General features: G+C 42.9%; 14 protein-coding genes, 1 rRNA gene and 1 riboswitch. Of the genes, 6 read left to right on the top strand and 9 right to left on the bottom strand.

The features are described from left to right. From ACU01J_RS20580 to ACU01J_RS20550, 7 genes are all read right to left on the bottom strand, one after another. A partial coding sequence (locus tag ACU01J_RS20580) for a hypothetical protein (protein WP_481087258.1) occupies positions 1 to 195 on the bottom strand: 195 nt, incomplete at its 3' end. Positions 196 to 272: 77 nt separating this feature from the next. After that, complete coding sequence (locus tag ACU01J_RS20575) at positions 273 to 518, bottom strand: hypothetical protein (protein ID WP_265689504.1); 246 nt, start codon at positions 516 to 518, stop codon at positions 273 to 275. Positions 519 to 615: 97 nt separating this feature from the next. After that, entirely contained in the window at positions 616 to 1,110 is a 495-nt protein-coding gene (locus ACU01J_RS20570; RefSeq protein WP_481087257.1) for a DUF2787 domain-containing protein, read from the bottom strand. 109 nt (positions 1,111 to 1,219) lie between these two features. After that, entirely contained in the window at positions 1,220 to 1,915 is a 696-nt protein-coding gene (locus ACU01J_RS20565; RefSeq protein ID WP_481087256.1) for a hypothetical protein, read from the bottom strand. A gap of 84 nt (positions 1,916 to 1,999) precedes the next feature. Then, positions 2,000 to 2,437, bottom strand: coding sequence for a DUF2787 family protein (locus tag ACU01J_RS20560; RefSeq protein WP_481087255.1), 438 nt, complete (start codon positions 2,435 to 2,437; stop codon positions 2,000 to 2,002). Continuing rightward, entirely contained in the window at positions 2,434 to 2,859 is a 426-nt protein-coding gene (radC, locus tag ACU01J_RS20555) for a RadC family protein (RefSeq protein WP_419153386.1), read from the bottom strand. Before radC ends, ACU01J_RS20560 begins: the two co-directional genes overlap by 4 nt. A 459-nt stretch (positions 2,860 to 3,318) precedes the next feature. Further along, entirely contained in the window at positions 3,319 to 4,512 is a 1,194-nt protein-coding gene (locus tag ACU01J_RS20550; RefSeq protein ID WP_481087339.1) for a hypothetical protein, read from the bottom strand. A gap of 262 nt (positions 4,513 to 4,774) precedes the next feature. Between ACU01J_RS20550 and ACU01J_RS20545 the strand changes: the two genes are divergently transcribed. Both ACU01J_RS20545 and ACU01J_RS20540 read left to right on the top strand, forming a co-directional pair. After that, complete coding sequence (locus ACU01J_RS20545) at positions 4,775 to 5,467, top strand: hypothetical protein (RefSeq protein WP_481087338.1); 693 nt, start codon at positions 4,775 to 4,777, stop codon at positions 5,465 to 5,467. Positions 5,468 to 5,593: 126 nt separating this feature from the next. Beyond that, positions 5,594 to 6,295 carry a Fic family protein gene (locus ACU01J_RS20540; protein ID WP_481087337.1) on the top strand — a complete coding sequence of 234 codons (702 nt, stop codon included), beginning with the start codon at positions 5,594 to 5,596 and terminating at the stop codon, positions 6,293 to 6,295. A gap of 87 nt (positions 6,296 to 6,382) precedes the next feature. Here ACU01J_RS20540 and trmA read toward each other — a convergent pair whose 3' ends face one another. Beyond that, positions 6,383 to 7,495, bottom strand: a complete 1,113-nt coding sequence (trmA, locus tag ACU01J_RS20535; protein ID WP_481087336.1) for a tRNA (uridine(54)-C5)-methyltransferase TrmA — start codon at positions 7,493 to 7,495, stop codon at positions 6,383 to 6,385. A 199-nt stretch (positions 7,496 to 7,694) separates the two neighbouring features. After that, a riboswitch (cobalamin riboswitch) is annotated at positions 7,695 to 7,896 on the top strand. A 56-nt stretch (positions 7,897 to 7,952) separates the two neighbouring features. Between trmA and btuB the strand changes: the two genes are divergently transcribed. From btuB to murI, 3 genes are read left to right on the top strand one after another with little or no spacing between them, the layout of a single operon-like run. Beyond that, the gene (gene btuB, locus ACU01J_RS20530; protein WP_481087335.1) at positions 7,953 to 9,788 is read left to right on the top strand and encodes a TonB-dependent vitamin B12 receptor; all 1,836 of its coding nucleotides are present in this window, start codon (positions 7,953 to 7,955) and stop codon (positions 9,786 to 9,788) included. Between the two features lie 50 nt (positions 9,789 to 9,838). Next, on the top strand, positions 9,839 to 10,519 hold the full coding sequence (locus ACU01J_RS20525) for a Dph6-related ATP pyrophosphatase (RefSeq protein WP_481087334.1): 681 nt from the start codon (positions 9,839 to 9,841) through the stop codon (positions 10,517 to 10,519). Between the two features lie 28 nt (positions 10,520 to 10,547). Continuing rightward, positions 10,548 to 11,351, top strand: a complete 804-nt coding sequence (murI, locus tag ACU01J_RS20520) for a glutamate racemase (protein WP_481087333.1) — start codon at positions 10,548 to 10,550, stop codon at positions 11,349 to 11,351. On the opposite strand, the gene ACU01J_RS20515 is transcribed toward murI, so the two are convergent. Next, entirely contained in the window at positions 11,317 to 11,766 is a 450-nt protein-coding gene (locus ACU01J_RS20515) for an RNA recognition motif domain-containing protein (protein ID WP_481087332.1), read from the bottom strand. The two genes, murI and ACU01J_RS20515, sit on opposite strands and share 35 nt — an antisense overlap. A 644-nt stretch (positions 11,767 to 12,410) precedes the next feature. On the opposite strand from ACU01J_RS20515, the gene ACU01J_RS20510 reads away from it, so the two are divergent. Further along, positions 12,411 to 12,535 (top strand): 16S ribosomal RNA (locus ACU01J_RS20510); the annotation flags it as partial.

Raw genomic sequence — 12,535 nt, 5'->3', positions numbered from 1 at the left:
GTCTTTGCCCTCTTGCTGCGTTTTTTCGGCGTAACCTAAATCCACGAGGATGTTTAACCATCGTCGAATCGTATCGGGGGATTTCCCTATCCCAAGCTCGTCTGAAACATCACACAGACTCTCTAAGGATTTGGGGTAACGAGTTGGAAGCTGAGCTAACAATAAGAAGACTGCTTCAATAATGGATGGGGGCATGACTGTGCTCCTATAGAATAAAAAAAGCCACAACCGGTTAGGCTGTGGCTTGAGTGAACATTAAGAATGAATGGAACTTACTCCTCGTCGTAGCGCTCGTGAGTGATTAACGGATGGTCATGGGTTGGATAGTCAGGCAACTCTGGCTTGTCTTCTTCCAGTGCTTTATCTATCAGGGCGGCTGAAGTGCCAATCGCGGTTGACACCGCAAAACCGGCTGCACTGATGGTGCCGATTGCGCCAAAGACAGGCGCAGCCGTGATGACACCTGCGACACTCGCTGTTGCTGCGACCGCTTTACCGACGGTTTGATACCAAGACATATGTGTCTCCTTGTTTTGTTGAGTGGGTATAAAAAAGGCCACCTCGAAAAGAGATGGCCTTATTGAAGGTAGATAGATGGAAATGGGTGATGCTTTGTCATTGGCGACTCACTGTGATGTGGTCATACGCGTCCATCGCCATGTACGCCAGAAAGTTATGCTCCCAAAGCTGATACAGCTCTTTTGCAGCACTGTCCTCTTTAATGGGTGCCCAGCCTTGCTGGTGGTGGGCAAACCATTCACCTCGGCTAAAATCAAAATCGAGCCCTCGCTCTAATTCAGGGTAGTGATTGCCGATATAAGCAAAGTCAGTGATGTAGCTGTAATGCCAGGCACCATCGCTGTGTTTATTGAGGCAGATTTCAACCGGATGAAAACCACCTTGCTCAGCGCTATAACTGGCATCTCGAAAGTTAAAGATAATACCATCAGCATCAATTAGTGAATCAGCAAGCTCATCATCTAACGTAAGCTGGTGTGCTAGCGTTGTCACAATAAATTGTGTCAGTGCATCTGAGACAGGCAGCAATGACGCTTTGATGTTGGTGGTAAGAAAGCCTATTTGGCTTCGGATTAACAGTTGTTTAGACATAATGCGCCCTCCTACAGGCAGTAAGATAATGGAATTTAAAATAGAATGGTTTAGTTCGAGCCAGAACGACTCATGATAAAGCGGCCATTGACCGAGGTGACTATAAGGGTTAGATAGCGTGCTTTTTCACTGCATGGTAAGGCGGTGCGGAGCCATTGAGCCAGCACTTGCCTTGGTAACGAGTCACTAACTGCTGAAAGAGCCACATTTCAAACGCAGAGCTTGGCGTGATGGAGACATCAAAACCCTCTTCATCACCACGTGCACGGTCTTGCCATACTGCATTTAAGTCCCGTAGGTGGGCAGTCAGCACTTCATACGCATCCCGCTCATTTGCTTCTCTCGGCGCTCGTAGCCAAACCGAAAGGTGATGGCAATGCGGCACCACCCGATAATCACGAGCCTGGTCTAATGTCTGACGTACAGCGCGTATCCACCCTTCGGCTTTGGTATCACGTCCATTGAGTTTTAATCCACCTGACTGCGCTTGCGCGGACCAGTCACAGCCGTATTTGATAAGCAGGTTATAAGGCGTGTCAATGCCACAAAACTGCCAATCACGACACCGCTTATTCGTGTCTGGGTCAAAGAGATTGCTGCAACCTATCAACATGTGAAGCATAATAAGGTCATCACTCCTCAATGAGCATTGGTAACGTTCATACAAGCGCTGCCGACACTGATGCTCGCTAAACTCATCGGTATTGATACCTAGCCTCTCAGTGAAGAATTGACGCAGTTGCTCGGTTACAATGGATTCTGGCACTCTCAATGCCAATTGTTCATACACAATGTCATACGACATTTTGCCTCCTTTTTTGATTCATACAAACACAGCCAAACATAACGTTAGTAGGCTGCTTCTTTTATTAAACATTAAGCTATGGGGTTATTCGTCTTTGACAGGGGTGATACGAATGTCATCAAACTGACCATCCATTAATTGACGACAGAACATCCGAGACCAACTGAGCAGTAAGTCCAGCACTTCCGGTCTGGCAAGCTCGCAGGTTCGAATATCCGGTTGATAGAACCAGTCTCGCTTGAAGTTAAAGTACAATTCGGGGGCAACGCTACGATGAGTGCCATCGAGATAGGCAAAGCTGGCAATAAACACCACTCGCCACTGCTTATCTTGACGCTCTAAACGCACTTCAACAGGGTGAGGCCCAAGGCGGTGTTGATAATAGGGCGTGTGACGAAAATTCATCGAGAGTTTGACCATTTCAGGTAAAGAGGCAGCATTGTTTAAGACTGCTTCAAGGCTCTCTATAAACGCCTGTGGTAAACAAACCGCATGGTCATAATTTGAAGCTATCGTATTCATAACCAACCTCTTTCAGCGAACGAGACGCAAGTCTTGCCAATCACAATGTGGTCCAGTACACGAACGTCAATTAAGGCTAAAGCATCAACGAGACGACGGGTGATCTTCCTATCGGATTGTGAAGGCTCAGCGACACTAGACGGGTGGTTGTGCGAAAAGATGACTGCTGAGGCATTGTGTTTAAGTGCAGCTTTCACCACTTCACGTGGATAAATAGAGGCGGCATCGACCGTGCCATGGAACAATTCTTCGAATTCAATCAATTGATGTTGGTTGTCCAGAAACATCACGGCAAAGACTTCACGCTCATAGTGGGCCAGCTTGCAGCTCAGGTATTGTTTGACCTCATCGGGCTTGGTATAGGTATCACCGACTTCAAAGCTTTGGGCTAAGATATCGGCGGCTGTTTCGAGTACTTGCATGGCTGTAGCAGGCTGTGGAAACTCGTAGGTTGCATTGGGTAAGTGGGTAGGCATAGGTTTATCTCCTAAGTGACAGACACAAAAAAGCCCGCAGCGCATAAAGCGATACGGGCGATTAAGGTGGGATATGTACCTAGGTAATATAGAGCTGTAATTTTTTGATCTGAACGGCCGTTTCGATAACGTTTGTTTGAATAGGTCGACACATCTAATCCAGATTATCTTTCAATCTTGGCCTCAGATTTGAGTCTTCAATACACCGTCTGAAAGTGCTGCGCTGGTTTAGGAATGATTTTTGTCGTCGAATGGTGTCCAGTGGGTAGTGACAAGGCTAGCCCGCCTGAACTAGAATGAATACGCCAATATACATTCTTAGTACAGCTCCTAAACGAACACTAGCATACTTCTTCAAAGAGGAGGTTCGCAAGATCTTCCACTTTGTCGTTTTAAAATAATTGATTAGAGATTGTAAAACCCTCTTTTCAATCTGTATTTATTGAAATTGATATTTTGGTCTTCCTTTTTTGCATATAGGAACATTTCACGAGGATTTTTAGTTAGGCTCTGACTAGCGTTATCAGGCTTGATTAGCTCGTAACCACCGTAAGTTAAAATGGGAATACCATCTTTGTTGAAGCCCCATTGCCATAGCTCGTACATGTCTTTGTATTTAGCTTCACCGTAAAATGGGGTTGGTGTGAAATTTTCTACCTCATAGTTTAATTGACTTTTTTTCTCTTCAAGAACTTTTTGGTGTTTGTTTATCTCTTCTGAATTTAGTTTTCCCCAACCATCCCTATCCCCTGTCAACAAGCGTAGGTTTTTGTGTTTTTCTTTTTCTAAATCAGGGATGATTACTCTTTTGACTTGAGCAAATGTATAATCGCACATAGACCTAGCACTAATCTTCTGTCTGCGTTCGTGCCCCTTGTACACAATTTTCACACCGTCATAACTACACTTTTTTTTATAATTGTCATCTAACTCAATTATGGGGTTTATTTGCTCTTCTTTCAGTCTCTTCTCTTCGCGAAATAGTTTCGATATTTCATTCCAGAGAGCTTCTTTTTTTGCTCTCATTTGATCTTTTGTAAGATTGTACGGAGGTTTTTTGTAGTTTAATTCTAGGTCTTGTCTTTGACGCCTTAAGTCTTGTATCTCTTTCCGTTTTAGTTCGAGTGAGTCTCCGACTTTTTCTATGTAAGCAGACTCACTTTCTTTAATTTCTTTCCTTACGATTTCAAGTTCTGTCAGCTTTTGTTTTGCTTTTGAAATCTCCACATCTATTTCTTTAATTCGAGCTTTGTACTCAGGTCTGTAGGATAGTTCTGTGGTTACTTTCTGTAAGTCTTCCTTTAGTCGAGCTAATTCATTTAGTTCAATTTTGTCATGTTTCGTCTTTTCTTGTTCAAGTTGGTTTGTGAAGTAATCCTTTGCTCCAGATAAATAACAACGGTATTCAACGGTATTTGTATTTTGTTCAGTTTCGAAAACGTCCCATGTTACAGAAGAACAAATGTGTCGATTATCTAACAAGTTTCCCATTGAGACTGTTTCAGAATCACTGTAGAAAGAGTTTTTTACTGTGTCGATCTCACTATCTCCACAACCAGCTAATGCACTCATTGCGATAGCTGTTGTTGCTAATCTCATTTCCCTAATCACTACTTTCGAACTCCTTAATTTAATCATCTTGGTTCTATTACCTAACCATGTATGTGCCCGAATACGGGATTTGAATTAGTCAGGTTACAAGCTGATTTTGCACTACTTACAAAAGTGGATACCAACGGCTCGAATTGTGATTAAGATCTCATTTGCTTTCTGTGCGCCACAATGATGACTAGCTTTGCATTATATGCAAGACCACTCATTACAGTGAGGAACCATCTTTGAATAGGAAAGGTGGTATAGCTTGGCTGATAAACATCCAATAAAAACGATGGAGCTACTAATAACTCTCTGTGAGGTCATTCCCAAACACACATCTCGACCATTAGGCTACAAAGAACTCGCCGACGGTGTTATCTCTCGTGGTACGTCAGCGAGTTACCACTCCGTTAGGCGGATCTTAAAGAACAGGCGTCTACAAGAATTACTAGGTATTGAGGTTCTGACGGTGGGAACCTTTCATGCTGTGCGATATCGCGCTAATTATCTAGAAGGCTTTCCCCATGCGGCTCTTGTCGCCTATTTATCCTCGAACATGCTTCTTCATTATTTACCAGACAAAGTAAGAAGTCGTTTCCTTGAAGTGATTTCTCCTTATCTTGATCAGTTTGAAAAGCTACATGATGGGAATCGAGATAAGCGTTGGATAAAGAAACTACCCGTCGATAAGAGAAGTGCTCCCCATTGGTCTAAGCTGGCGATGACACCAGAGCTTGATAGTATTCTTGGTGCTTTATATAACGAACAATGGTTAGAAATCACTTATCAAACAGAAACGGACAGCACTCCTTTGACAGAGGTCATTTGGCCTATTCACTTAAACCTTGATGAGCCTGAAGGCGTAAAACTCTGTTATTCTCGTAATCAGACTCAGAAGGCAACATCGAGCCTCCCTCTTGCTCTGATATCTCACGCCAAGCGTCAATATTACTCGTAAAGTGCCCACTGGCTGCCAGCGTTCGTATGGCAGCCGTCTATCTCAACGTTGATATGACTTGCTACTGACCAAGTTGGAATAATCAATGTATAATTGTGAATCTGACTCACAATAAATAGTAAAGCCATGTGTATTGATACTAAGTGGGGGATGACTCCCAATATTCCTCTAGCACAACAACTCGCTAAACGAGATGTTCCTTCTTTAGTTTATAACGCTGTTAATCTCGAAGGTGTGGCTATGACACTACCTGAAGTGCAAACCATTCTTGATGGGATTACGGTTGGTGGGCATCGGATCAGTGACCAAAACATGGCTCAAAATCAAGCAAAGACTTGGCAGTATATTTTCGAGTTAGTTAATAGTGGCAGTTTTTCGTTTAGTAAAGAAACAGCTTTAGTGCTTCATTCTATTGCAGCGGAAGAAGAAGCATTGGAGTGGGGTAAGTATCGTACAGGGTATGTGTCCATTACAGGCTCAGAGTATGAACCACCAGCTCCAAATGAGTTAGATGAAAAATGGTTAGAAATGGAAGCTAATGTTTTCGAACAACTCGATGTTTACGATCGAGCCATCGCTGCTTTCTTACAAATGGCTAGAAATCAATTTTTCTGGGATGTAAACAAGCGAACTGGTCGCTTTATGATGAATGGGATTTTGTTGAGTAAGGGTTATCCGATCATTGACGTCCCAGCGAAAAGGCAGCAAGAGTTCAACACATTGATTTTGGACTTCTACACAACGAACAATATGCAACCTATGAATCAGTTTTTACGTAGTTGTATCGATGAAAAGTTGATGAAGAATTTTCAGATGGGTAAGCTCTAGTCTCAGCAGTGTAGTGATAAAAATTTATGTTCCCGTACCCAGAGCCGTACCCAGAAGAGTTGCTCATCTTATCTGGTATCGTCTAACCTATTGATTTTTAAGTTCCAATAGGGCTCCTGCTTCCATGTGATGGGTGTATGGGAACTGGTCAAACAGAGCAAATCGTGTCACTTCATGCGTTTCGCACAGCACATCTAAGTTCTCTTTCAGAGTTTCTGGATTACATGAGATGTACATAATTCGCTCGTAACCTTGAACCATCTTACACGTATCGATATCCATGCCCGCACGCGGTGGATCAACGAAAATAGTATTGCAGTTGTAGCTTTGCAGATCGACACCTGCATCTTTTAAGCGGCGGAACTCTCGCTTACCTTCGATGGCTTCGGTGAACTCTTCTGCCGAAAGACGTAGGATCTGTACGTTATCAATCTTGTTCGCCGCGATATTGTATTGCGCTGAAACGACAGATGGCTTCGCTAACTCTGTCGCAAGCACGCGGTCAAAGTTTTGTGCCAGTGCCAGTGAGAAGTTACCGTTACCACAGTACAGCTCTAACAGGTCGCCGGTGCTTTCTTGAGTGCAATCAACCGCCCATTCAAGCATTTTTTCAGCAACCTTACCATTTGGTTGAGTAAAGCTGTTTTCCACTTGTTGGTAGATGTATGGCTTGCCATTCACATCCAGCTTTTCAATTACGTAGTCACGATCTAAGACAATCTTCATCTTACGTGCACGGCCAATGATATTGAGATTAAAGCCCTCATCGTTTAGGCGCTGCTTAAGTGCTTTGGCGTTTTCTGTCCACTCATCATCAAGCTGGCGGTGGTAAAGCAGGGATACTAAGACCTCGCCACTTAGCGTTGAAAGGAAGTCGACTTGGAACAGCTTACGACGCAATGAATCATTGTCTTTCATTGCATCAACCAGCAGTGGCATTAGGTCGTTGATAAGACGGCTTGCTGCTGGGAACTGGTCTACACGGTATTTTTCACGCGTCTCTTGGTTAAACATGATGTAGTAAAGATCTTCACCTTCATGCCAAACGCGAAACTCCGCACGCATACGGTAGTGCTGCTCAGGAGACTCAAATACTTCCAACTCAGGTACATTGTAAGATGCGAACATTTCATTAAGACGATCGACTTTATCAGCCAATTGTTCTTGGTAGGTTTGCGGGTTTACATCAAGAGTCGCCATGATTATTACCTTTGGTTTGGTACCTGTGGAAGGTGTATTTAGTTTAAGAGCGCAGATTTTATTCAATCTCAGCGCTATGTCCAGTATTGTCCGGTCATGTGTTAAAGATAGTGTGTAAAGAGGCAGTTGTGAGCACTATGAAATGTCTCTAAATGATATAAATCGACAATATTTCCTAGACAAACAACAAATTGCTTAATACCATCATCGCCAAGCTGGTGCTATCTAGAAGTATAGATGGCTGAAAAGGGAATCTGGTGTAAATCCAGAACTGACGCGCAGCGGTAAAAGAGAACGAAAGCTCAATAGGACACTGCATATAGATTTATGTGGGAAGTCGAGTGATTAGGTGGTCACCCAAGCTCTTAAGTCCGAAGACCTGCCAGCAGCTGAGCAAATACATTGGAAGCAAGACGCTCCACGCTCAGTAGGACTTACGCGATTTAGGATTATAAAAATGAACCGATCTATTTTAGCGATGACAGTGGCATCGCTACTTTCACACGCCTCTTATTCTTATGCCCAAGAAGTTTCTGCCGATGAGACCATGGTAGTCACAGCGAACCGTTTTGAGCAGTCAGCCGCTTCGACGCTAGCTGATGTTGAAGTGGTCACTCGTCAAGACTTTAAGAGAACACAAGCCAAAACAATTCCAGATGTGTTACGCCGACTGACAGGGATTCAAATAACGCAAAATGGTGGTAGAGGTCAGTTAGCTTCTATATTCGTTCGTGGTACGAGTTCTGATCAGGTCCTAGTATTGGTTGACGGTGTTCGCTTTGCTAGAGCAGCAAAAGGTGCGGTTGATTTCAACCAAATCCCTTTAAGTTATGTTCAACGTATCGAGTATGTTCGAGGTGCTCGCGCTTCTTTATACGGTTCAGAAGCAATTGGTGGTGTCATCAATATTATTACTATTGCGCGTGCAACCGAAGAATCAACAACATTAAGTGCGGGCTTAGGTAGCTTGGGTTATCAAGAGTTGAGCTTGGCTTCAGGCGTTGAAACTTCCGAAAATGGTCAATTAAACCTTGCAGTTAGTAATGAAAGCGATGAAGGCTATAACGTTAAACCAGCTCCGGGATTAAATGATGGCGATCGTCATGGTTTCGAAACGTTAAATGGTTTAGTTGGTTATACTCACAAGTTGAATGAGCAGTTCAGCCTATTTGGAAATATTCGAGCTTACGAAAACACTTATCAGTACGATAATACATACAGTACTCGTAGTTACATGGAGTCTGAAAAAGACGATTTGTCATTGTCTATTGGTGGTGCTTACCAAGGAACGAAATTGCGTTCAGAGCTACAAGCCACTGTTCAAAGTCAAGATTCATGGAACTACAAGTATGGCACGAGCAAAACTTCAGGCACTCAAGATGAACTTGAGCAAAATAATGTTCAATGGATTAACAGTTATCAACTAAACAAAAATGTACTTCTTGCTGGTGGTGCAGATTGGCGTGATGAGTCTTACGTAGATAAGAATGCAAATAAAACCTTCGATCGTTCTAATCTTGCTATCTTTGGTTTGTCATCAGTAACCGTAGAGTCGGCGACTTTAGAAGCTAGTGCTAGGGTTGATGATAATGAAGAGTTTGGCACTGAGACGACCTATAACTTAGGTGCTGGTTATCAGTTTATTCCTGAGTTCGGAATCAAAGCTTCCTATGGAACCGCATTTAAAGCCCCAAACCTTTATCAGCAGTATGATCCGTCTTATGGAACTCAAAATCTGAAACCTGAAGAATCTGATGCAATTGAGTTAGGTTTCTATGGCGTAGTGAAAGACGTATATTGGACATTAACGGCATATGATTACCAGATAACTAACCTGATTGATTATCATCCAACAACTTATAAGTATATTAATGTTGATGGGGAAACACATATCCAAGGTATCGAGGTTACTGCTGAGTTTGACACAGGTATTGTTCAACATCAATTGAGCGCAGACTATAAAGACGCTGAAGGTGATGATGGCAAACAATTACAACGCAGAGCAAAAGAGTTATATAAGTGGAATGCACTTGTCGCCTTTGATGTGGTCGATTGGTCTATTAGTTATCAATACGTTGGAAAAAGATCTGATGTCGACTATGGAACATGGCCGTATAGCGACGTAACTCTTCCATCTTACTCTTTGGTTGATACAGCTGTTAGCTACTATGCGAATGAGAACACAACGATCAGTGCTCGTATAGATAACTTATTGGATGAAGAATATGAGACTGCACTAGGTTACCCTGCTGCAGAGAGAGCGTATTACCTTAATCTGACTTACCAATTCTAATTACCTTAAACCGCCTTCGGGCGGTTTTTTCTTACAAATAGAAAAACAGTATGAAAAAGAACGTCATCATTAGTTGGTCGAGCGGCAAGGATTCGACTCTCACTCTCGAAAGATTGATGGACAGCGAGCAATACCAAGTGGTTGGGCTTTATACCACCTATGTAGAAGAGGAAGTGCCTTTTCAAGCGACGCCAATATCAGTCGTCGATATGCAAGCTGAATTATTGAGTCTCCCTCTAGTTAAAATAGCTATGCCTGCAGTGTTTCCATCTAACGAGGTGTATCAATCAACCATCATTAATGCACTCAAAGCTAGCAACCTCAATATTGATGCCGTCGCGTTTGGCGATATGTTTTGCAATGGTATCGAGGCATACCGCCGCAGTTACATTGAGCCAGCAGGCTGGGAGTGCGTCTTTCCGCTATTAGGCGAAAGTAGTCGCAAGCTTGCCGAAGAGATTATTGGGCGAGGTATCACAACGTTGGTGGTCACAACCGATGGAACGCAGTTGGATTCAAGTTATTGCGGTCAGTGGTATACGCAAGAGTTTATCGACAGCCTACCTTCAGCGGTTGACCCCTGTGGAGAAGATGGCGAGTTTCATACTTTAGTGACTCAAACCCGTAGCTACTCTGGTCGTCTTGAACTTGAGTTAATTGGCTTAGAGCATGGCGAACGTTTCAGCCATCAACGCTATCAAGCGAAGAGATTGCCAAATATCGAGCAGTGAGTATCATTGCAGGGTCGAAAGTAAATGAGTGACTCAAGTGTCCAAGCAACAAGCAAAAATCTTAATCTTTGATTCTGGGGTTGGCGGTCTATCTGTCTATCAAGAGATTCAAAGCAAGCTGCCTCAACTTGAGTACCTTTATATCTTTGATAATGAAGCCTACCCGTATGGTGAATTGGACCATGATACTTTGATCGACCGGGTCGATCGGTTGGTGACTTCATTAGTTGCTAAGCATCATATCGATCTCGTGGTCATCGCCTGCAATACGGCAAGCACTATAGTTCTGCCAACACTGCGTGCAAAACTGACTATTCCTGTGGTTGGTGTTGTTCCAGCTATCAAGCCAGCATCTAATCTAGCCAATAAAGCCGTGGGTCTGATCGCTACCCCGGCGACTGTAACGCGTCCGTATACCCATGACCTGATCCGAGACTTCTCACAAAGCAAACCTGTAGAGTTATTAGGCTCGACTCGCTTAGTAGATATTGCGGAAGAAAAGTTGAGAGGAAAGGCGGTCGATTTGGCCGAGTTAAAACAAATACTCGCAGCCATCGAAAATAAAATAGATGTAGCGGTACTCGGCTGCACGCATTTCCCATTAATTAAGCAAGAAATCCAGTCAGTACTGACAAATCGTGTTTTGTTAGTTGATTCTGGGGAAGCGATAGCAAGAAGAGTTGAAGATTTACTTGAGACGACCGGCGAGAAAGAAAAGCGTGGGAAGCGAGAGATTTTCTCAACAGCTCCCCCTTGGGAAGAGGGAGCGTTAAATAAGGCATTACACCAGCTCGGCTTTAGTCCTGTTCAACATTATCCGATTGCGATTTAGGGTCGTTGGCGATACGTACCTTTAAAGTGCGTTGCATGTAGTCTTTTTCATTTAAAGCATCGATAGCGGTTTGAGCATCCATTGCTGCCATTACCACAAATCCGAAGCCTCTTCTTTTACCTGTGCGTTTATCTTTCATTAAGCGCACTGCAAAGACTTCACCATGTTTAGCAAATAACTCTTTTACGTGTGACTCGTTTGCCTTGTATGGAAGATTACCTACATACAATGTTTTAGTGGATGGATCGTTAGGTTGTTCCTGCTCAATAGTGGTGTTCGAAAGTTTAAGAATAAAAGCGGAAGCAAAAACACCCAGAACAAAGCTTAATACAGGCGATACGGCAACCTGCGAAAAGATGATTCCACCTAATACAGCTAAGGCGACAATCATTAAGGTCGATTTGTTTGAACTCATATTAGAATACAACTTTTAGGTTTGAATAAAAATTAGGTCTACTGTTAACAAAATAGACACAGGGATCTTACGTATATGGTTGTTGTTTTTCCAACATATTGATGTGACATGACTCAAATGTTGAAATTTTATTCTATTTTTAATGGTTTGATTTCTTTTTGAGCAAACAGAAATTAATTTCAAAAAAACACTTGTCATCCTCTCAGACCTCCCTATAATGCCGCCTCACCGACACGGAGTGAGACGAACGTCACACGCCGAGTTGGAACGAGAGAAAAGAAAGTTTGAAAAAATGCTTGACTCTCAAAATGGGAAGCGTAAGATTCGCACCCCTAACGACGCGGCGCTAAGCAAAGCGGAAGTTAGAACAAGCTCTTTAAAAATATAGACCTATCAATCTGTGTGGGCACTCGTTGATGATAATCCAATTAGATATTTCTCTTAGTAAAGAGCGGTATCAAATTAGGTTTCAATGAAACGAAGTGACCAATACAAATAATGACTTTCTTTATAGAGAGATGTTATTTGGCACAGTCAATTCATTATCGTTCTGTTGGAACGATAATAGCTTTAAAATTACACAGTAGTTTTGAAGTCAGTATTCATTAAGCCTTACCCTATTAATTTAGGGAATCAAAACTTTTAAATTGAAGAGTTTGATCATGGCTCAGATTGAACGCTGGCGGCAGGCCTAACACATGCAAGTCGAGCGGAAACGACTTAACTGAACCTTCGGGGAACGTTAAGGGCGTCGAGCGGCGGACGGGTG

This window comes from Vibrio sp. 2433-A1 (assembly GCF_056726085.1).
The sequence above is the reverse complement of the archived record's forward strand: the minus strand, read 5'-3'. Positions and strand labels throughout refer to the sequence as shown.